18 protein-coding genes, 1 tRNA gene and 1 pseudogene are annotated in these 19,721 nt (G+C 39.4%); 8 read left to right on the top strand and 12 right to left on the bottom strand.

The window, feature by feature from the left end; genetic code table 11:
* Window positions 1–30 precede the first annotated feature (30 nt).
* On the bottom strand, window positions 31–2,859 hold the full coding sequence (uvrA, locus tag NXS10_RS04405; RefSeq protein ID WP_259138086.1) for an excinuclease ABC subunit UvrA: 2,829 nt from the start codon (window positions 2,857–2,859) through the stop codon (window positions 31–33).
* 244 nt (window positions 2,860–3,103) lie between these two features.
* Between uvrA and NXS10_RS04400 the strand changes: the two genes are divergently transcribed.
* The 5 genes from NXS10_RS04400 to NXS10_RS04380 all read left to right on the top strand — a co-directional run bounded on the left by NXS10_RS04400 (window position 3,104) and on the right by NXS10_RS04380 (window position 9,693).
* Window positions 3,104–4,048 carry a magnesium transporter CorA family protein gene (locus NXS10_RS04400; RefSeq protein WP_259138084.1) on the top strand — a complete coding sequence of 315 codons (945 nt, stop codon included), beginning with the start codon at window positions 3,104–3,106 and terminating at the stop codon, window positions 4,046–4,048.
* Window positions 4,049–4,073: 25 nt separating this feature from the next.
* A complete protein-coding gene (locus NXS10_RS04395; protein WP_259138082.1) occupies window positions 4,074–4,748 on the top strand; it encodes a DUF1129 domain-containing protein in 675 nt (224 codons plus the stop codon).
* A gap of 74 nt (window positions 4,749–4,822) precedes the next feature.
* Complete coding sequence (locus tag NXS10_RS04390; RefSeq protein ID WP_259138080.1) at window positions 4,823–7,156, top strand: HAD-IC family P-type ATPase; 2,334 nt, start codon at window positions 4,823–4,825, stop codon at window positions 7,154–7,156.
* 298 nt (window positions 7,157–7,454) lie between these two features.
* Window positions 7,455–8,177 carry an ATP-binding cassette domain-containing protein gene (locus tag NXS10_RS04385; protein WP_259138078.1) on the top strand — a complete coding sequence of 241 codons (723 nt, stop codon included), beginning with the start codon at window positions 7,455–7,457 and terminating at the stop codon, window positions 8,175–8,177.
* 1 nt (window position 8,178) lies between these two features.
* Window positions 8,179–9,693: an ABC transporter permease/substrate-binding protein gene (locus tag NXS10_RS04380; protein ID WP_259138076.1), complete on the top strand. Its 1,515-nt coding sequence runs from the start codon at window positions 8,179–8,181 to the stop codon at window positions 9,691–9,693.
* A gap of 190 nt (window positions 9,694–9,883) precedes the next feature.
* Here the strand turns inward: NXS10_RS04380 and NXS10_RS04375 are convergent.
* Window positions 9,884–10,009 (bottom strand): annotated as a pseudogene (locus tag NXS10_RS04375) (5-methyltetrahydropteroyltriglutamate--homocysteine methyltransferase); the annotation flags it as partial.
* A gap of 185 nt (window positions 10,010–10,194) precedes the next feature.
* Here NXS10_RS04375 and NXS10_RS04370 point away from each other — a divergent pair.
* The 3 genes from NXS10_RS04370 to NXS10_RS04360 are packed head-to-tail and all read left to right on the top strand — an operon-like array spanning window position 10,195 to window position 11,895.
* On the top strand, window positions 10,195–10,524 hold the full coding sequence (locus NXS10_RS04370; protein WP_259138072.1) for a PadR family transcriptional regulator: 330 nt from the start codon (window positions 10,195–10,197) through the stop codon (window positions 10,522–10,524).
* A complete protein-coding gene (locus NXS10_RS04365; RefSeq protein ID WP_259138068.1) occupies window positions 10,511–11,092 on the top strand; it encodes a DUF1700 domain-containing protein in 582 nt (193 codons plus the stop codon). Before NXS10_RS04370 ends, NXS10_RS04365 begins: the two co-directional genes overlap by 14 nt.
* Entirely contained in the window at window positions 11,089–11,895 is an 807-nt protein-coding gene (locus NXS10_RS04360) for a DUF4097 family beta strand repeat-containing protein (RefSeq protein WP_259138067.1), read from the top strand. The genes NXS10_RS04365 and NXS10_RS04360 overlap by 4 nt, the downstream gene beginning before the upstream one ends.
* A 31-nt stretch (window positions 11,896–11,926) precedes the next feature.
* Here the strand turns inward: NXS10_RS04360 and NXS10_RS04355 are convergent, their stop codons facing one another.
* From NXS10_RS04355 to ccrZ, 10 genes are all read right to left on the bottom strand, one after another.
* Window positions 11,927–12,283, bottom strand: a complete 357-nt coding sequence (locus NXS10_RS04355) for a DUF1304 domain-containing protein (RefSeq protein ID WP_259138065.1) — start codon at window positions 12,281–12,283, stop codon at window positions 11,927–11,929.
* 223 nt (window positions 12,284–12,506) lie between these two features.
* Window positions 12,507–12,860 carry a 30S ribosome-binding factor RbfA gene (rbfA, locus tag NXS10_RS04350; RefSeq protein WP_259138063.1) on the bottom strand — a complete coding sequence of 118 codons (354 nt, stop codon included), beginning with the start codon at window positions 12,858–12,860 and terminating at the stop codon, window positions 12,507–12,509.
* Between the two features lie 45 nt (window positions 12,861–12,905).
* Window positions 12,906–15,650 carry a translation initiation factor IF-2 gene (gene infB, locus NXS10_RS04345; RefSeq protein WP_259138061.1) on the bottom strand — a complete coding sequence of 915 codons (2,745 nt, stop codon included), beginning with the start codon at window positions 15,648–15,650 and terminating at the stop codon, window positions 12,906–12,908.
* Window positions 15,651–15,666: 16 nt separating this feature from the next.
* Window positions 15,667–15,969 carry a YlxQ-related RNA-binding protein gene (locus tag NXS10_RS04340; protein WP_373318026.1) on the bottom strand — a complete coding sequence of 101 codons (303 nt, stop codon included), beginning with the start codon at window positions 15,967–15,969 and terminating at the stop codon, window positions 15,667–15,669.
* On the bottom strand, window positions 15,965–16,261 hold the full coding sequence (rnpM, locus tag NXS10_RS04335; protein WP_259138058.1) for an RNase P modulator RnpM: 297 nt from the start codon (window positions 16,259–16,261) through the stop codon (window positions 15,965–15,967). Before rnpM ends, NXS10_RS04340 begins: the two co-directional genes overlap by 5 nt.
* Window positions 16,262–16,282: 21 nt before the next feature.
* Window positions 16,283–17,440, bottom strand: coding sequence for a transcription termination factor NusA (gene nusA, locus NXS10_RS04330; protein WP_259138057.1), 1,158 nt, complete (start codon window positions 17,438–17,440; stop codon window positions 16,283–16,285).
* A gap of 36 nt (window positions 17,441–17,476) precedes the next feature.
* A complete protein-coding gene (gene rimP / locus NXS10_RS04325) occupies window positions 17,477–17,959 on the bottom strand; it encodes a ribosome maturation factor RimP (RefSeq protein ID WP_259138056.1) in 483 nt (160 codons plus the stop codon).
* A gap of 178 nt (window positions 17,960–18,137) precedes the next feature.
* Window positions 18,138–18,225: transfer RNA gene (locus NXS10_RS04320), tRNA-Ser, on the bottom strand.
* A 45-nt stretch (window positions 18,226–18,270) separates the two neighbouring features.
* Entirely contained in the window at window positions 18,271–18,912 is a 642-nt protein-coding gene (gene trmB, locus NXS10_RS04315; RefSeq protein WP_259138055.1) for a tRNA (guanosine(46)-N7)-methyltransferase TrmB, read from the bottom strand.
* Window positions 18,902–19,702: a cell cycle regulator CcrZ gene (ccrZ, locus tag NXS10_RS04310; RefSeq protein ID WP_259138054.1), complete on the bottom strand. Its 801-nt coding sequence runs from the start codon at window positions 19,700–19,702 to the stop codon at window positions 18,902–18,904. Before ccrZ ends, trmB begins: the two co-directional genes overlap by 11 nt.
* Between the last annotated feature and the right edge of the window lie 19 nt (window positions 19,703–19,721).

Raw genomic sequence — 19,721 nt, 5'->3', positions numbered from 1 at the left:
AAGTAAAAAATCCGATTTTTTGATTTTCTTTTACTTTTGTAATTTTTCTTTCAAATATTGTCCTGTATAACTATCAAGATTTTTTGCCACCTCTTCTGGTGTCCCCGTAGCAACAATAGTCCCTCCACCGACACCACCTTCTGGTCCAAGATCGATAAGATAGTCCGCACTCTTAATCACATCTAGATTATGTTCGATGACAAGCACTGTGTTGCCATCATCAACAAAGCGCTCTAAAACTGTTAAGAGACGAGCAATATCATCTGTATGCAATCCAGTTGTTGGCTCATCAAGGATATAGAGACTCTTACCTGTTGAACGCTTGTGGAGTTCACTAGCTAGCTTCATGCGTTGCGCCTCACCACCTGATAGAGTCGTCGCTGATTGCCCCAAGGTCACATAACCAAGCCCCACATCTTTGATGGTTTGAAGTTTTCTTGCAATCTTTGGAATCGCACTAAAAAATTCCACTGCATCATTGACGGTCATATCAAGGACTTGAGCGATATTTTTCTCTCTGTAATGGACTTCAAGCGTTTCACTGTTGTAACGTGTTCCATGACAGACCTCGCAAGGTACATAAACATCTGGTAAAAAGTGCATTTCAATCTTAATAATCCCATCTCCTGAGCAAGCTTCACAGCGTCCACCTTTGACGTTAAAGGAAAAACGCCCTTTTTTGTAGCCACGTATTTTGGCTTCATTGGTCTGGGCAAAGAGATCACGAATATCATCAAATACTCCTGTATAGGTAGCAGGATTGGATCGTGGGGTTCGTCCTATCGGACTTTGATCAATATCAATCAAACGCTCAATATGCTCAATTCCAAAGATAGACTTGTATTTGCCAGGCTTATCAGAATTGCGGTTGAGCTTTTGTGCTACTGCTTTTTTGAGAATACCGTTCACTAGCGTTGACTTCCCTGACCCAGATACACCAGTCACTGCTATAAATCTACCTAAGGGAAATGTGACATCAAGTTTTTTAAGATTATTTTCCTCAGCTCCCTTGATAGTGATGTATTTGCCATTACCACTACGACGCTCATCTGGAACTGGAATGACTTTTTTACCAGATAAGTATTGCCCTGTAATCGATTTCCTGTTACGAGCCACCTGCTTGGGTGTGCCTGATGCAACAATCTCACCACCAAAGGCTCCCGCACCAGGTCCCACATCAATCAACCAATCTGCCTGCATCATAGTATCCTCGTCATGTTCAACAACAATCAAGGTGTTTCCAAGATCACGCATTTTCTTGAGACTTGTGATTAGACGATCGTTATCTCTCTGATGAAGTCCAATGGAAGGTTCATCAAGAACATAAAGCACACCTGATAGGTTTGACCCAATCTGTGTTGCAAGGCGAATACGCTGGCTCTCACCACCAGATAGGGTTCCTGCACTACGAGATAAAGTGAGATAGTTGAGCCCCACGTTGTTCAAAAAAGTTAAACGATCTTTGATTTCTTTGATAATAGGGCTCGCAATCGTTTTTTCATTATCACTCAGTTTGAGCTGAGTGATGAACTCAAGATGATCAACAATAGAGAGTTCAGAGAGCTGTCCAATATTTAGTCCATCGACTCCTCCGATGCGCACACTGAGAGCTTGTTCATTCAGACGATAGCCACGACAAACCGTACAGGGCAATTCATTCATATAACCGCGCATGACATTGCGTGTGAAATCGCTATTAGTCTCGTGATAGCGCCGATTGACATTCGTGACCACTCCCTCAAAAGGAATATCAATGTTACGCTCACCGCCAAAATCATTGACATAATGAAAATGAAACTCACGTCCTCCAGAACCATAGAGAATGAGGCCTTTTTCCTCATCACTCAGGTCTTTATAGGAAGTATCCATGTCCACACCAAAAGTCGCCATAGCTTGCTCAAGCATGGTTGGATAATAGTTAGAAGAGATAGGATTCCATGGAGCAAGCGCTCCTTCACGTAACGTCTTAGTCTCATCAGGAACAATCATGTCAAGATCCACCTCTAAACGATTGCCAAGTCCGTCACAGGTCGGACAGGAACCAAAAGGTGCATTGAAAGAAAAGAGGCGAGGCTCAAGTTCTGGGACAGTAAAACCACACACTGGGCAAGAATAATGCTCTGAAAAAAGCAGCTCATTTCCATCCATCGTATCAATAATGACATAACCATCTGACAAATGCAAAGATGACTCAATGGAGTCAAAGAGACGGCTACGAATGCCATCTTTATTGACGAGACGATCAACGACAATTTCAATAGTATGTAGCTTACTTTTTGATAGCTCAGGTACTTCTGAAATATCGTAAATCTCTCCATCTACACGCACCCGCACATAACCATCACATTGAATTTTATCAAAAGTCGTTTTGTGTTGTCCCTTTTTCCGACGTACCACTGGCGCCAGAATTTGCATCCGTGTACGCTCAGGCAACTCCAAAACCTTATCTACAATCTGCTCCACAGACGAGGCTGTAATAGCACCGTGACCATTTGGACAATAAGGCACACCTATTCTAGCATAGAGAAGGCGCAGATAGTCATTGATTTCTGTAACAGTTCCAACCGTTGAACGTGGGTTTTTGCTCGTTGTTTTTTGATCAATGGAAATAGCTGGAGAGAGACCATCGATACTATCTACATCTGGTTTTTCCATATTTCCCAAGAACTGTCTAGCATAAGCCGACAAACTCTCAACGTAGCGTCTTTGCCCTTCGGCATAAATCGTATCAAAAGCAAGGCTTGATTTTCCCGAACCAGACAAACCTGTCACAACGACTAATTTGTCTCGTGGAATTTCAACATCAATATTTTTTAAATTGTGGGCTCGTGCCCCATGAATGACTAATTTATCTTGCATGATTTTTCCTTTTCACCTTTTGCTACTATCCTTTTTATTATAACAAAAAGGTGCTAAAAAAGTACTAGCAAAATCTGACAATGACTTGTTAAATCTACCAAAGCTTCCTCACTCCAACACTATGCAGTCTTAACCTAATGACGTCTTCTACTTTTACTAAAAAGACATCTAAAAAGCAGTTCCCAAACGAACGACTTTTTAGTATAATAGTCTTTGTATGCAAAAAAGGTTAAAGGGGGACGCTATGAAGCAGCTGTTTTTATCAACCGCACTAGATTTCACTAAAATTGATACCTTCGAGCCTGGCGCTTGGATTAATCTAGTGAACCCCTCGCAGGAAGAATCAGCTCAAGTGGCTGAACGCTTTGGGATTGATATTGCTGATGTCAGAGCTCCTCTTGACGTTGAAGAAACCTCTCGTATCGCTGTTGAGGACGACTATACTCTAATTATTGTAGACGTACCAACCTATGAAGAGCGTAGCAATAAAAGTTACTATGTCACTATTCCTTTAGGTATTATTGTCACTGACAATGCTGTGATTACAACTTGTATTGAAAAACTGACCTTATTTGATCATTTCTTCAACCACCGTGTCCGCAATTTCTATACTTTTATGAAAACGCGTTTTGTTTTTCAAATTCTCTATCGCAATGCTGAACTTTACCTGACCGCTCTGCGTTCCATAGACAGACAAAGCGACAAGCTAGAAGCTGAAATGGAAAATGCCACACGCAATGAACAACTGATTGATATGATGGAGTTGGAAAAATCCATCGTTTACCTAAAAGCATCCCTCAAGATGAACGAGCGTATCGTCAAAAAACTTTCTGGCAATGCTAGTAGTCTGAAAAAGTATATTGAAGATGAAGATTTGCTTGAAGACACTTTGATTGAGACTCAGCAAGCGATTGAGATGGCATCCATTTATGAAAATGTCTTGAATGCCATGACTGAAACCTCTGCGGCTATCATCTCAAACAACCAAAACACTATCATGAAAACCCTAGCCCTGATGACTATGGCGCTGGACATTCCTACCGTTATCTTTTCCGCTTATGGTATGAACTTTCAAAACAACTGGTTGCCACTCAATGATAAGCCCTATGCCTTTTGGTATGTAGCTTTGATTGCGGCTGGACTTAGTCTGATGGTTGTGGCCTATTTTATCCGCAAAAAGTGGTTCTAAATACTATAAATCTTAAGGAGTTCCTATGAATACAGAACGCTTCTCTCAACTCACGAAAAAAAATCAAGAATTTATCCACATCGCAGTCAAGCAACTCACACAAGATGGGAAAACCAAAGAAGAAATTGATGCTATCTGTGATGATATCGTGCCAAGTATCCTCGAACATCAAGAAAAAGGCATCCCAGCTAGAAACTTTTTAGGAGCACCGACAGTTTGGGCAAGTAGCTTTACTCCAAAGGAGAATCAAAAACAGCAAGAGTCGCGTAAAAATACCAATCCTTGGCTCATGTGGCTAGACACTTCACTTCTTTTTATCGGTATCATAGCCCTTATCAATGGCTTACTGATTCTCTTTAATTCCAAAACCTCAAACTCCGGTATCTTTTCTATCCTATCAGTCGGCTTTGGTGGTGGGGGTGCTATGTATGCAACTTACCACTTTGTCTACCGTCATCTTGGTAAACCCAAAGAAGAGCGACCAGGATGGATAAAGTCTACTGCAATGATTGCTCTAACTATATTTGTTTGGATTGCCCTTATCACAGTCATCAACTCCTTCATCCCTGCTAGCCTCAATAGTAACCTTCCGTATTGGGCGCTCTTTACCATCTCACTTGCTTCCTTTGGTTTGCGCTATTACATGCAAAAAAAATATAATGTCCAAAATAGCTTGGCGCCTACACAACATTTAAAATAGCTTTCTAAGAGTTAGACTACGGATAAAGCACTCCTAGTTCTAGCTTTTTTATTGTCTTGTGTTATAATAATAGTATGAAAAATTCATGGTCAAAAGAAGGTCTCTCAACAGCTGAAGTCGAGGTTCAAAAGGCTGCTGGACATATCAATCAAATGTCAAAACAAAGACAAAATACCTACTGGCTTATTATTAAACGCAACGTCTTTACATTGTTTAATCTTTTAAATCTCTTTATCGTCATTGCCTTACTTGCGGTTAAAGCTTGGTCAGAGACTATCTTTTTTAGTGTCATCATCATCAATGCTTTCTCTGGCATTCTCGTGGAAATACGTGCCAAGCGAATGATTGATCGACTAAACCTCATCAGTCAGGATCAAGTGACAGTCATACGAAATGCTCAAACAGAAAAACTATCTCCGAAACAGCTCGTACTCGGTGACTTAATCGTCCTATCGACAGGTGATCAAGTACCAAGTGATGCCAAAGTGGTTAGCGGATTTGCCGAACTCAACGAGGCTATGCTAACAGGAGAAAGTGATCTAGTGCCCAAGACAGTAGATAACGAAATCCTCGCTGGGAGCTTTCTTATTAGTGGACACATTCAGGCTATTGTCCAAAAGGTCGGTGATGACAATTATGCAAGTAAACTCATGATTGAAGCTAAAAAGGACAAGTCTGGTGGGTCTCGTATTATCCAATCTTTGGATCGTGTGGCTTCCTTTACAGGAAAAATCATCATTCCTTTTGGAATTGGACTACTCCTAGAAGCTCTCTATCTCCGCTACCTTCCTACTAAGATCGCTGTCATCTACACTTCAACACCTCTTTTAGGCATGCTCCCAAAAGGCATTGCCCTCTTGACAATCACAGCTCTACTCACAGCAGTCATCAAACTTGGACGAAAGAGAGTGCTTGTGCAAGAGATGTATTCCGTTGAAACTTTAGCTCATGTTGATACACTATGTCTTGACAAGACAGGTACTATTACAGAAGGAAAAATGCGTCTGGAGCGTGTCACCCCTCTAAATGACACGTCGCTAGAACTCTTCGAAGACTACTTATCCACCTACATCACAGCAAGTGAGGACAACAATCCAACTGCTCGTGCTATCCGACAGGTCTATGGCAAAGATACAAAATACAACAACATCATCTCCTCTATTCCCTTCTCCAGCCAAAGAAAATGGGGAGCTATTTCTTTTGCAAACATCGGATCACTCTATCTGGGAGCCCCAGATCTTTTGATAAATACGCACCCAAAAGCTCTACTTGAAGCACAAGAGCAAGGAGCAAGGACACTGGTTCTCTGCCTTAGTCAAAAACCATTACAAACAAAAAGTAAATCTCCTGCATCTGACTTGGTGCCACTCGGTCTCTTGATGATTTCTGATCCTATTCGAAAAGGAGTGACTTCTACTCTTGACTACCTCAAAAGCCAAGATGTTGATTTACGTATTATTTCTGGAGACAATCCTATCACAGTTTCCAATATCGCTAAAAAAGCAGGTTTTGATAACTATCAGTCCTATATTGACTGCTCTACTCTGTCAGAGACTGATTTATCTGCCAAAATTCCTGAAACAACTATCTTTGGGCGTGTCTCACCTGAGCAAAAACGTCAAATTATTCGTGAGTTAAAAGAGCAAGAACACACCGTTGCCATGACAGGAGATGGAGTCAATGACATCCTCGCCCTTCGCGAAGCAGATTGTTCCATTGCCATGGCAGAAGGTGATCCTGCCACACGCCAAGTAGCAAATCTTGTACTTTTAGATTCAGATTTTAACGATGTCCCTGAGATTTTATTTGAAGGTCGCCGTGTCGTCAATAATATCGCACGTGTCGCTCCGATTTTTCTCGTAAAGACAGTTTATTCCTTTACTTTAGCACTCCTCTGCCTTATCAGTCCTTTATTTAGTGATGTGCTGATTTTTCCCTTTACCCCTCTACAGGTGACTATAGTTGATCAATTCATGGAGGGTTTACCACCATTTCTACTCAGCTTTGAAAAAAACAACAAACTCGTCGAAAAAGATTTCTTACAACTATCTGTTCTCAAGGCTATCCCAAGTGGATTACTCATCACAGTTGGACTCTTATTTAGTCGCATTGCAGGGCATTATGGTAGTTGGAGTTTACCAGAACAATCTGCACTATCCTACTACATACTAGGACTTGTAACGCTACTTTCTGTCCTTAGAGCAAGTCTGCCTCTTAACTTCTGGCGTAGTTTACTCCTCTTTTCTTGGTCCTTTTTAGGTTTTGTCTTATCAGCTTATTATTTCAGTCCTTTCTTACAAATTAAAGTTACAAACCGCATTTTTCCACCTCTTATCATTTTTATAATGATAGCTAGCCTCATCTTTTTTGGGACAGATAAATGGCTCAAAAAGCATGTCACAAGTTAAAAAGCCCTTAACAATGGGCTTTTTAATATCTAAAATAAAACGAAAGATTCCCAGTGCACTGAGAATCTTTCAGGAGATTTATGAAAAAGAAAAGTTTTAGGATATTTATAATATAACTATCCTTCCTTAAAGAAACCTTAAACCTACTGATAACATCAAAACTTTTTTATCTCATTTTACCTTGATTTGAATCATTCTATTAAGTATTATATGTTTGTTCTCAATAAAACACTACTAAATCAGCATTTTTATGTCTTCTTTAAAAAATCATAGAAAAAATAAATAGAAAGGGACAGTCATGATTCACTTTTCACACGTCAATCAACAATATGGAGAGAAAACCGTTTTATCCGATATAACATTTAACATCAAGCAGGGAGAATTTTTTGTACTGGTAGGTCCTAGTGGCAGTGGCAAAACAACACTGCTAAAAATGCTTAATCGTCTGATTGAACCAACATCTGGCAGTATCATGCGATACGGTGTTGCTATCAATACCCTCAAGCTCAGGCAATTACGTCTTGAGACAGGCTATGTATTGCAACAAATCGCTCTCTTTCCAAATCTCACCGTTGCAGAAAACATCGAGCTTATCCCAGAGATGAAAGGGTGGGAAGCTAGTCAACGTAGAGAAGCTAGCGATGCTCTGCTCCAAAGAGTGGGGCTTGAGCCCAACATATACCGTCACCGCTACCCAAGAGAGTTGTCTGGTGGCGAGCAACAACGTATTGGTATTTTACGTGCCATTATTGCCAAGCCTAAACTGCTTTTGATGGATGAGCCTTTTTCAGCGCTTGACCCTATCTCACGCAGGCAATTGCAAGAGTTGACAAAGAGCCTACAAAAAGAGATTGGCATGACACTTGTCTTTGTCACCCATGATATGAAAGAGGCTTTGCAATTAGCTGATCGCATTTGTATCATCAATCAAGGTAAAGTTATCCAAGTGGATACACCTCAAGCTATCAAAGAAAACCCTCAAAATGATTTTGTAGCCAGTCTTTTTAATACGGAGAATTAGTATGACAGCACTCATTTCAACTTTTACAGAGCGTTTTAATGAATGGACAATTAGCCTACTAGAACATTTGCAAATCTCCCTATTGAGTTTACTTCTTGCTATGCTGATAGCCATTCCACTGGGTATTATCCTCAGTCACTACAAGCACCTAAGTAAGTTTATCCTAAACATCACAGGAATCTTTCAAACCATTCCTTCTCTTGCTTTACTGGGATTATTTATCCCTTTTATGGGAATCGGAACACGGCCTGCAACTGTTGCACTTATCCTCTATGCTCTTTTTCCCATTTTGCAAAACACCATCACTGCTAATCAACACATTGACCCCAATCTGATTGAGGCTGCTACAGCTTTTGGAATGACACGCTGGGAGCGCCTCAAAAAGTTTGAACTAGTGCTTAGCCTTCCTATCATCATCTCAGGTGTACGCACCTCAGCAGTTATTACCATAGGAACAGCGACCCTTGCTAGCCTTGTCGGTGCAGGAGGACTTGGCTCTTTTATCCTATTGGGAATCGACCGCAACAGCCCTTCACTCATTCTTATCGGTGCTATCTCATCTGCTTTACTAGCTCTATTATTTAACCTTATCATTGGTATTTTAGAAAAAGCAAAGCCAAAAACGATTCTTCTATCACTTCTTATTATGGTTGTAGGTTTGGGAATGTCTTATACACCAAGATGGCTACCAAAAGAAAAACAAGAAACACTTGTTATTGCTGGGAAACTAGGCGTTGAACCCGACATTCTCATCAGCATGTATAAACTCCTCATTGAGGATAAGACAAACATCCACGTTGTCCTCAAACCCAACTTTGGCAAGACCTCTTTTCTCTATGAAGCTTTAAAATCTGGGGATATCGACATCTATCCTGAATTTACAGGAACCATTACCTCAAGTCTACTCAAAGAACCACCCCAAGTCTCAAACGACCCCAACGCTGTCTATCAAGCTGCAAAGATGGGAATTTTAAAGCAAGATAAACTAACACTCCTTAAGCCAATGGCTTATCAAAATACTTATGCAATAGCAGTCCAAAAAAACTACGCCAAAGAACATGGCTTGCATGCTATTTCTGACCTAAAAAAGGTAGAAAACAGTGCAAAAGCAGGCTTTACATTAGAATTTAATGACCGTGAAGATGGGAATTTAGGACTTCAAAATCGCTACAACTTAGACCTTACTGTCTCTACTATGGAGCCTTCTCTCAGGTACCAAGCAATCACTACTAATGCAGTGCAGATAATTGACGCCTACTCAACAGATAGCGAATTAATAAAGTACAACCTAACCACACTAAAAGATGATAAACAACTCTTTCCACCCTATCAAGGGGCACCTCTCATGACAGAACATACCGCTAAACAATACCCTCAGGTTGTAAAAGCCCTCAATACACTAGCAGGTAAAATTTCTGAAAAAGATATGCAAGAGATGAACTATACTGTCGCTGTCAAGGGAAAGTCCGCAATAACCATTGCCAAAAACTATCTGAACAAGTGCCACCTACTCTAAAAAAACTAAACTTTATTCCATTCGTCTAAAAAAGTCACTAACCATAATCGACTGATTAACAGTAAAAAAGCAAGCTCCTTATAAGCTTGTTTTTTTATCCCTAAAACCGCTTTATAAATAGTCTGACCTTTCACTATTGCTGGTCAATAGACAGTTCATGACTACTCTCACAAGAGGCAAAAATACATTAGCGAGATAAATATAAGCGTTCTTTTGGCAATAGACTTGCCACTTTTTGAAGACAATCCAGAGCATGCACCTCATTATCGAGACCTGACGTCTTACTTGATAACAACCCTAAGACAATTTTTACATCCATACGAACACCACTCTAATAAAGTCTTACATCATTGAAAAATGGTTATCTTTATAGAAGAATGATAAAGAAAAAATAGCTAAAATTTTTATATATTATTTTCTAATAGGTATTGACTTTCTTCTTTTCGTCTATTACAATATATTTATTTCGAATATATTAAAATATTATACAAGGAGATTACTATGAAACATTTTCCAACATCATCCGTTGTAATTGAATTCATGGTACTAGCTATCATCGAACAGCAAGACTCTTATGGCTATGAAATCAGTCAGACGATTAAACTAGTCGCTAATATCAAAGAATCCATTCTCTACCCCATTTTAAAGAAACTAGAAAAGGCAAGTTTTGTCACAACTTATTCTCAAAAATACCAAGGGCGTAAGCGTAAATACTATCATATCACAGAAACAGGTAAAGAGGAGGTTGCCTTTCTCAAAAAAGAATGGCAGACTTACACAGCAACTATCTTAGGTATCATTGAAGGGAGTATAAGACATGAAAAGAGCTGAATATCTGACAGAATTGGATCATTACTTGTGCAGACTTCAAGAAGCAGACCACAAGGAAGCAATGGAATATTTCACCGAATATTTTGATGAAGCTGGTAGAGACAAGGAAGAAGAGGTTATCCGTGAGCTAGGTACGCCTAGAGAAGCAGCTAGTGAGATTATTCACAACATACTCGGTGAAACACTTAGTAAGGATACACCACGCTCCTACAAGCAAAAACTTTGGATTGCTGTTTTAGCCATCTTAATAGCACCTATCGGACTACCTCTTGCTATTACGTTATTTGCTATTCTTGCAGTAGCTTTCCTCTTTCTCTTTGCTATCATACTAGCAGGTTTTGGACTCTTACTAGCTTCCTTTTCTATAGGTGTCTTTTACGTATTTGATACCATACAACTCTGGCAACAAGTTTCTTTATCAGCAGCTAGTCTTAGCTTAGGTATAGGAATGATTGCTATTGGAGGGAGTCTGCTTGCTTGTCTTATCTTCTACCAGTTCATCAAATGGTTTGGACATGGATTACTACTACTCATTCACACACTGACTAAAAAAGGAGAAAAAGCATGAAAAAAATTATATTAAGCATCGCATTTATCTTTAGTTTATTAGGTGTTTTCATTGCTCTCTTTGGCTATTATACAGGTGGGCTAGACAGTATCAAGACCAAGGTAAAAACCACTAGCCACAAATACACTAAAACACTTGATACGATTGACTCTGTTAATATATCTGGAGATTGTTCCCTTGTCATCACATCTGGTCATGTCACCAAACCAAAGCTAACTTATATAAAAATAAAAGGACGTCAAACAGGATATTATGATACAAACTATACATTTAAAAACCATCAGCTAAACATTACTAGACAACTAAAAGGTGAAAACATACACATTTCAGGTAGTTTATTAGACCTAATCAGAGAACAAATGGGCTTTAATTGTGTTATCACACTCACCTTACCTCAAAATAGCCTACTAAAAAGCATTACAGCAACAAATGATAGTGAGTTAAATCTCAAAAATTTAAATCTTAATAGTACCACTATTAACGCACAGAGCTCTTTTAATATGACAAACATTACTCTCAAAAATAGTAAAATAACCGTTAGCGATAATACTGTAGATATGAAGCAATCCACCTTAATTCGTACCAATATTAATATAAAAGATGGAGACTTTGAGGGAAATGGTCTAACCTTCAAGCAAAAAAATAGGATTATTGCTGACAGTATTGATATTTCACTCAATGACTATCATCTCACGATCACCCACAACGCTGAAGATACCCAAGACATCACAAAACGTCTCATCAACTCAGAGGATAATTCCTTAAATGTGACAAGCAAGGAGGATGATATCACTATTCGCTAAAGTTAAAAAAACGAACCAATTGGTTCGTTTTTTATAATAAAAGACTAAGCAGTGCCAAAATAGCAAGTCCTGCTTGCTTTAAAAGGATTTTTTTATCAACAGTCAAAGCACCGTAAATAGCAACTATAACCACATAAAGTAAAAAGGCTGTTACCAACTCCACACTGTGTGCTATCCAAAGACTATACAACAAGAAAATACCAATTAGACCATTGTAAACTCCTTGGTTTTTAAAAAGACTATCAACAGACGAACGACTCAGTTCTTCCTTATCCGTACTAAAAACACGACTCGTCGCATCTGATTGTGTCGCAAAAGTCTCCAAGTACATAATATACAAATGCTCAAAAGCAACTAATGTTGCAAAAAAAATCGTTATAAACGACATGCTTACTCTCCTTTAAAACATGAAATAACCAGAGATTAGTATACCTTAAGTCTCTCCTGAAATCAAGTGATTTGCTTTTTTGTCAATACAAAAGGAGAGAGTCCCAGTACACTAGGACTCTCTCAGGAGATTTATGAAAAAGAAAAGTTTTAGGATATTTATAGTATAGTTAAACCCTCTTAAAGAAAACTTAAACAAAAACACCTACGTCCTAAAATGATTTCTATCTTTTATTCTCCAAATCACGCAACATCTGATCAATTTTATTACCATAAGCGATAGATTCATCCTTGATAAAGGTTAAGTCTGGAATCTTATACATAGATAAATTTTTGCCAAGCTCACGTTTGATGGTTCCTGTTGCTTTTTCCAATCCGATGTGAGCTTTTTCATTATCCGATGCTAAGTCACTCATAACTGTGTAAAACACCTTAGCCATAGATAAATCTCCTAACATCTGAACATCTGTTATCGTGACATTTTGCACACGTGGATCACGAACTTTCTTTTGCAAAATTTCGTTCACTTCACGTTTGATCTCCATACCGACACGATCTACACGAAAGGCATTTGACATAATAATCCTCTCTATCTTTAAAAACTAGGAAAACTAACGATAGGGTCAGCGACGTTCAATTTCTTCCATGATATAAGCCTCAATCACATCATCTACCTTAATGTCGTTATAACCTTCAATCATAAGACCACCCTCTTGGGCATTTCCAATTTCTTTAACATCATCTTTGAAATGTTTGAGGCTAGCTAACTTACCATCATAGATAACGACACCATCACGGATAACACGAACACTAGAATCTCTTGTCACCTTACCACTGGTTACTATAAAGCCTCCGATAGTACCCACTTTAGAGACTTTGAAAGTCTCACGAACAATAGCTTCTCCGATAATTTTCTCTTCAAATTCCGGATCAAGCATACCTTTCATAGCATCTTCGACTTCTTCGATAACCTTGTAGATGATAGAGTGTAAACGAATTTCAACATCATCACTTTCAGCTTGTTGACGTGCTTGTGTTGTTGGGCGTACGTTAAAACCAATAATGACAGCATCAGAGGCTTCGGCAAGCGTTACGTCTGATTCATTGATAGCGCCAACAGCCGAATGAACAACATTGACCTTAACACCCTCGACATCAATCTTAACAAGAGAGGCTGCTAGAGCTTCAACAGAGCCTTGAACATCTGCTTTGATGATAACATTAACCGATTTCACTTCACCTGCCTTAAGCGTATCAAAGAGATTTTCAAGGCTAACGCGATGGGTCATTTGACGTTGTTTGAGGAGTGCACGCTTAGCACGCTCTTCACCTGCTGCACGAGCTGCCTTTTCATCAGCATAAACTGCAAAATGATCACCCGCCATAGGCGCTTCATTTAGCCCTGTAATCGAAACAGGTGTTGATGGTTCTGCAACTTTGACGCGACGCCCAAGATCATTGACCATGGCACGGACACGCCCAAAGCTATTACCAACAACAATTGGGTCTTGAACATGCAAAGTTCCTTGTTGCACAAGGAGAGTTGCGACAGCGCCTTTTCCTTTATCGAGGCGTGCTTCAATGACTGTACCTATTGCACGAACAGTAGGATCTGCCTTAAGTTCTTCCATCTCAGCAACCAATAAAACAGTCTCTAAAAGTTCATCAATATTTTGTCCAAATTTAGCAGAGATTTCGACAAACTCACTATCGCCACCCCAAGATGTTGAGATAACTCCATGTTCTGCCAATTCTCCGATAACACGATCAGGGTTAGCACCTGGTTTATCAATTTTATTGATAGCGACAATGATTGGAACGCCTGCGGCTTTTGAATGGTTAATAGCTTCAATAGTTTGTGGCATAACACCATCGTCAGCAGCCACAATCAAGATAGTAATATCTGTAACAGATGCACCACGCGCACGCATGCTTGTAAAGGCAGCATGTCCTGGTGTATCGAGAAAAGTAATCTTCTTGCCATTTGCATTAATCTGATAAGCTCCGATATGCTGTGTAATACCGCCAGCTTCTCCTGTTGCCACACGAGAATTACGAAGGGTATCAAGAAGAGTTGTCTTACCGTGGTCAACATGACCCATGATGGTAACAACAGGTGGACGCTCTTCTAGCTTATCTTTGTTAAGATATTCATCATCGACAAAGAAACGCTCAATATCAGCTTCGTCAACTTGCACTTTAGCATGCGCTTCAATACCATAATCTACCATCAAAAGTTCAATAGTATCACCATCTAGCGATTGGTTTTGTGTCGCCATTACACCCATCATAAAGAGTTTCTTGACAATCTCAGCGGGTTCACGTTTGATACGCTTTGCGATTTCAGCAACAGTCATGCCTTCTGTGTACTCAAATTCTTTTGGTAACTCATGAAATTTGCGCTCTGTGACTGGCTTTGGTGCTGCATTTCGACTATTTTTACCTTTTTTATTTTTCTTAGGATTCCAGTTACTGTTTCGTTGATTTCTCACTTGGTTTTGATTGTTCCAATTTCTCTTATTTTTACTTTGTTTTGGTTCGTCCTCGTTATCGTCACGATTATAATTGCGACTCTTATCTGGACGATTTTGTTTTCTACGTCTTGTATCAACCACCTCTTTAGCAGGTATTTCTTGAATAATACTCACTTTAGTAGACGATTGAGCTGATTTTGTCTTTAATGCTTCTTCTTGTTGCGCTTTTGCTTCATCTTTAGCTTTAGCTTTTTGCGCTAGTTCTCGCTCTTTTCGATAATTTGCTTCTTTTTCCTTACGGAAACGTTCTTCACTCATACGAGAATATTCCGCATTTTGCTCAGCTTTTAGTGCTTTTGCTCTTGCCTTAAAATCAATCCGACTATTAGATACTTGCTTGCTTGCACGATTATCAGATGGTCGATTATTAGCGGAGCGATTTTGTTTATTCTGTGGACGTTCATGATGCTTTTGATTGGATTTCTGATTGCGCTTTTCACGGTGATCATCTTGATTAGCCTTGCGATCATTAGATTTGCGCTTATTTCGACGGCGAGTTTCTTGCTCACGCGCCTTAGCCTCACGTTCCGCCTTAAAATTACGACTACGCGGTTTTGTCTGATTCGTCCGTGATTGAGAGTCCTTATCAGATTTAGAGACTTCTTGACCTTCAACCGACTTTGTCGTTACCGCCTCTTTTTCTTTCATCTTTTGTGAAACCTTATCAGACTTTTGTGATGCTGAAAAATTTGCTACGATACGTTTAGCGTCACTTTCTTCTACACTAGATGAGTGGCTTTTTACTGTCAACCCTAGCGATTGGGCATAAGCGACAACTTCTTTACTAGACTTGCCGATTTCTTTTGCGATTTCGTATAATCTCTTCTTTGACAAATTATGTCCTCCTATTCTATTCGTTCATAAGAGTCCTCATTTTCTTTGAAAATCCAGCGTCTGTTATGGCAAGAACCTTACGTGCCTTGCCAACAGAAGCGCTTAATTGCAATGTTGTTAACACTGTGGAGACTTCTATTTGATAATATTTACCTTTATCTGTTATCTTTTTGGTCAGATTGCTCTTAGCATCACTAGCTAAAAAGACAAGTTGCGCTTTTTGTGCTCGGATAAGCTTAACTACCTGATCTTCACCAGAGACAAGACACCCTGCACGTTGCGCTAAACCAATTAGATTGCACAATTTTTCGATGTTAATCAAGACCTAGCTCTCTTCTTTTTACTTTATGATCGACATAAGCAATCAATTCATCATAAAAACTGTCTGGTATATCCATGGAAAAACTGCGATTAAAGACCTTATTTTGCTTAGCCAGAGCAGCTTCGCTGTTATCTAATTTGATATAAGCTCCACGACCATTTTGTTTCCCGCTTGGATCAATAAACACCTCACCATATTTATTTTTGACAATACGTAATAAGTCACGCTTATCAATAATATCTCCTGACACAACTGATTTTCGTAAAGGTATTTTTCTTGTTTTAGCCATGAAACACCCCCAATTCTATGTTTATTCTACGATAGTGTCTTGTTTGTCATTTGTTTCAAACATCACTTCATCAGTAGTTCTAGACTTTTCAGCCTCAAGCTTCTCATATTCACTAGAAGACTTGATGTCAATACGATAACCTGTTAAATGGGCTGCCAAGCGGACATTTTGCCCACGGCGTCCGATTGCAAGAGAGAGTTTACTATCTGGAACAACAACAGTAGCCCGTTTGCTATCTTCATCATCAAACAAGACCATATCCACTTCAGCAGGAGCAATCGCATTGTAAATAAATTCTGCAGGATCTTCTACCCATTGAATAACATCAATGTTCTCTTCAACAGGAATCTCGACACCTGTCTTTTGATCTATACGTTTTGGATGAAAATGACTGATAACCTTTTTGATATTGCTTCCACCACGTCCAACAATTGTTCCGATTGCATCTACATTTGAATTATGACTTCGAACAGCAACTTTTGTACGGTCACCAGCTTCACGAGCCACACTCATAATCTCAACCGTTCCATCAAAAACTTCTGGAATCTCACGCTCCATAATACGCTTGATAAACTCTGGGTGACTTCGACTAACAAAAACATTGACCCCTTTGGGATTGTTTTCAACTTTGTAGACATAAACATCTATCATATCATGAGACTTAAAGCTCTCACCAGCAATCTGATCCTGATGAGAGAGCTGTGCCTCGAGCGAACCGAGATTGACATAGATAAAGCGCTGATCAAAACGCTCAACCGTTCCTGTCATAATTTCACCTTCGTGTTCTTTGTACTCATTATAGGTAATTTCCCGCATCTGACGACGCATTTTCTCCATAATAGTTTGCTTAGCCGACTGTGCTGCGACGCGCCCAAATTCATTGACAGATTCTTCAAAGCGAATCTTATCTCCCAACTCATAGGCTGAACTAATCTTAAGAGCATCTTTTAAGCTGATTTCCAGACGACTATCAAACACTTCATCCACAACCTCACGAACAGTAAAAACTTTAAAATCTCCTGTCTTTTCATCAAACTCAATTGAACAACTCTCTGACTGTCCATACCGACGCTTGTAAGCTGCTTTTAGTGACTCTGTCACAGCATCGATGATATCATCTTTATTGATGTGTTTTTCTTCTTCCAAAATACGGAAGGCTTCTAGCATTTCTTTGCTCATAATGTCTTTTTCTTGTCTAACAAGAAATTTCCTTTCTTAAATTTTAACAGCTAAGCGAGCTTTAGCTACCGTTTGATAGGGAATCGTAACGGTTTTTGTACGTGTCTTGTCCTTATAGTTAAGTATAATTTCGTCTCCTTCAAAAGACACTAAATTGCCTTCAAACACTTTGATTTTATCAATAGCCTGGTACAGACTGATATTAACATAAGAACCGACAGCATTTTTAAGACTTTCTTTAGTTTTTAAAGGACGCTCCAAACCTGGACTGGAGATTTCTAACATGTACTGATCTGGAAATGGATCGGGCTTTATAGTATCGAGCAATGGACTGATAACCTCTGTTAAATCTGCCGTATCCTCAACGGTAATGCCCTCAGGCTTGTCAACCAAAATGCTTAATACATAATCACCACCCAACTTTCCATACTCAACATCCACCAACTCGAATGGTGCTTTTATCACTGGACTCACAGTCTCTGTAACAATGGCAATAATATCTGCTGTTGCGATACTCATCCCCTCCTTACTTTCTGTCTCTGAACAATAACTTTCAAGGACATTGATTAAATGAATACTAGATACATCTTTCGTACAAGATAAGAGGCGAAGTCATCAACTCCGCCCCTCCCTATTCTAATACCACTTTACAAGTATTGTACCATAAATCTGATTATAAAACAAGTCTTAGGCGCAAAGGAGAGGAGGGGATTCGAACCCCCGAGCCCCCATTAAGGACTACACGCTTTCCAAGCGTGCGCACTCGACCTCTATGCGACCTCTCCGTATAAGACAAGAGTCTATGACTGACACAGACTCTTTTGATTATATCATGAATCGAAACAAACTTCAACCCTGTAGATGACCTGACCTTTATTTGAAAATTTTTCTTCGTATTCTGTCATGACATTACCTTCAAATGCGCTTGCATGCAAGTCTAACCAAACTTGCTTAATGGTCATACCGTACTGTGACATGCTAGCAAGACTGTACTCAAATAAACCACGATTGTCTGTCTTAAAATGTATTTCACCATTGTCAGGCAAGATTTGCTGATAGGTTTTAAGAAAACTCTTATAGGTCAAGCGACGTTTTTCATGGCGTTTTTTAGGCCAAGGATCGCTGAAATTCAGATACATCAAATCTACTTCACCATCGGCAAAATAATCGGTCAAGCTAGATCCATCAACCAATAATAACTTAACATTGGAGCACTTGCTTGCAATAACCTTATCAAGCGCATAGCTAAGAACAGAAGGTTGCAAATCAATCCCGATATAGTTAACATTAGGATTTTGCTGTGCCATGCCCGTAATAAAGGCTCCTTTTCCTGAACCAACTTCGATGTGGATAGGATTATTATTTCCAAAAATCTCACACCAATGTCCTTTGGCTCCTTCTGGATGTGAGACTACAAATTGAGGGTAATTAGCTAGGTGTTCCTCAGCACCTTTACGTCGTCTAACTCGCATCTTCTTTTGTCATCATTTCTCTAAATTTACGTAAACCATAGATTTCTTGGTTGACATAATCCATATCACGCTGATCAAAGCCTGTGGTTATCTGGTTGAGATAAGAGAATTGCCCAAACCAATTGATTTTACGGTGTACCTTCTCATTATCTTTATAACCGTAGCCTTTCAGCCATTCGTGCCAACGATTTCTAGGAATATAGTGACTGAGTAAATAAGAAACATCATACATTCGATCGGTCAAGCGAACAGAGTCCCAATCTACAAGATAGACAAGACCACTTGTTGTAATAATCCAGTTGCTGTTTTTAATATCACCATGAACAATCGTTGCAATATCTGAGTTAAACTCCGGCAAACTCCGACGAAGCTCCTTAACCACACTTTGTAAATAGGTATTTTCTCGAATTTGCAATGCTGCATTTTTCTCCCAAGATACTAGTAAATCATAAGGATTTTCAATCTTATAGTCCAACTGTAAGAGTTGATTAACCAAAGGGCGAGATTTATGCAGGCGCACTAAAATATGCATAACTTGTTTGCTCATCATATCCTCACGTGTCAAAATTCGCCCATCCAACCATTCTTGTGCACTCATCATATCACCACTAGCAGTACGTCTTGCCCACAAAAGCTGTGGTGCAATTTGTTCTTTTGCAAGTGCTGGTAAAATCGGAGTAGTATTTAGTTTGACAAAGATACGCTCTCCGTTAGCGTATTGTCCAATATAGGCTTTACCACTTTGACCACGTAAAGGAGTCAGGGTAAGCTCTTGTTCTGAATTAGCCACAGGATTCTCCTTTCTAAAC

Source organism: Streptococcus sciuri (assembly GCF_024814375.1).
Taxonomy (GTDB): domain Bacteria; phylum Bacillota; class Bacilli; order Lactobacillales; family Streptococcaceae; genus Streptococcus; species Streptococcus sciuri.
The sequence above is the reverse complement of the archived record's forward strand: the minus strand, read 5'-3'. Positions and strand labels throughout refer to the sequence as shown.

What these genes read in the sequence shown, in the direction of transcription:
- rbfA (WP_259138063.1), bottom strand. Translation starts at nt 12,860, where the DNA reads ATGTCAAATGCCTTTCGTGTAGATCGTGTCGGTATGGAGATCAAACGT.
- NXS10_RS04385 (WP_259138078.1), top strand. Translation starts at nt 7,455, where the DNA reads ATGATTCACTTTTCACACGTCAATCAACAATATGGAGAGAAAACCGTT.
- NXS10_RS04395 (WP_259138082.1), top strand. Translation starts at nt 4,074, where the DNA reads ATGAATACAGAACGCTTCTCTCAACTCACGAAAAAAAATCAAGAATTT.
- uvrA (WP_259138086.1), bottom strand. Translation starts at nt 2,859, where the DNA reads ATGCAAGATAAATTAGTCATTCATGGGGCACGAGCCCACAATTTAAAA.
- rimP (WP_259138056.1), bottom strand. Translation starts at nt 17,959, where the DNA reads ATGAGTATCGCAACAGCAGATATTATTGCCATTGTTACAGAGACTGTG.
- nusA (WP_259138057.1), bottom strand. Translation starts at nt 17,440, where the DNA reads ATGAGCAAAGAAATGCTAGAAGCCTTCCGTATTTTGGAAGAAGAAAAA.
- rnpM (WP_259138058.1), bottom strand. Translation starts at nt 16,261, where the DNA reads ATGGCTAAAACAAGAAAAATACCTTTACGAAAATCAGTTGTGTCAGGA.
- NXS10_RS04360 (WP_259138067.1), top strand. Translation starts at nt 11,089, where the DNA reads ATGAAAAAAATTATATTAAGCATCGCATTTATCTTTAGTTTATTAGGT.
- NXS10_RS04390 (WP_259138080.1), top strand. Translation starts at nt 4,823, where the DNA reads ATGAAAAATTCATGGTCAAAAGAAGGTCTCTCAACAGCTGAAGTCGAG.
- NXS10_RS04365 (WP_259138068.1), top strand. Translation starts at nt 10,511, where the DNA reads ATGAAAAGAGCTGAATATCTGACAGAATTGGATCATTACTTGTGCAGA.
- NXS10_RS04400 (WP_259138084.1), top strand. Translation starts at nt 3,104, where the DNA reads ATGAAGCAGCTGTTTTTATCAACCGCACTAGATTTCACTAAAATTGAT.
- NXS10_RS04355 (WP_259138065.1), bottom strand. Translation starts at nt 12,283, where the DNA reads ATGTCGTTTATAACGATTTTTTTTGCAACATTAGTTGCTTTTGAGCAT.
- NXS10_RS04380 (WP_259138076.1), top strand. Translation starts at nt 8,179, where the DNA reads ATGACAGCACTCATTTCAACTTTTACAGAGCGTTTTAATGAATGGACA.
- trmB (WP_259138055.1), bottom strand. Translation starts at nt 18,912, where the DNA reads ATGCGAGTTAGACGACGTAAAGGTGCTGAGGAACACCTAGCTAATTAC.
- NXS10_RS04370 (WP_259138072.1), top strand. Translation starts at nt 10,195, where the DNA reads ATGAAACATTTTCCAACATCATCCGTTGTAATTGAATTCATGGTACTA.